1 protein-coding gene and 1 pseudogene are annotated in these 327 nt (G+C 71.6%); one reads left to right on the forward strand and one right to left on the reverse strand.

From position 1 onward, the window contains the following. Nucleotides 1-155: pseudogene (locus EN851_RS37555) on the forward strand (FAD-dependent oxidoreductase); the annotation flags it as partial. Nucleotides 156-167: 12 nt separating this feature from the next. Here the strand turns inward: EN851_RS37555 and EN851_RS34945 are convergent. Beyond that, nucleotides 168-327: MFS transporter (locus EN851_RS34945; RefSeq protein WP_189587353.1), on the reverse strand; the 160-nt coding region annotated here is incomplete at its 5' end.

The following is a 327-nucleotide window of genomic DNA, read 5'->3' on the forward strand; positions in this document are numbered from 1 at the left end:
ACCGCAAGGTCCGGCCCTGGGAGCCGGAACCCTTCCGCTGGCTCGGCGTCCACTCGATGTACCAGCTCTACCGCATCGCCGACCAGCGCGAGGCGGCGGGGCTCGCGCACACCTCGAAGCTTGCCGCCCTGGCCGACAGCATCACGGGCCACTGATCGGCCAGAAGATCAGTGATCGATCGGGCCTTTCGGCGAGACAAGCGTCGTGCCCGCGGTGGTCGGACGCTCGATCATGCGGCGCACGCGCGGCGGGTTCTCGCCGCTGTGCAGCGCGCGGAGACGCTCGCCGACCACGGCGTCGGCATGGGTGGCGCGCCGGTTGTGGCGG

Origin of the sequence: Mesorhizobium sp. M8A.F.Ca.ET.208.01.1.1, assembly GCF_004791315.1 — a bacterium.
Lineage (GTDB): Bacteria > Pseudomonadota > Alphaproteobacteria > Rhizobiales > Rhizobiaceae > Mesorhizobium.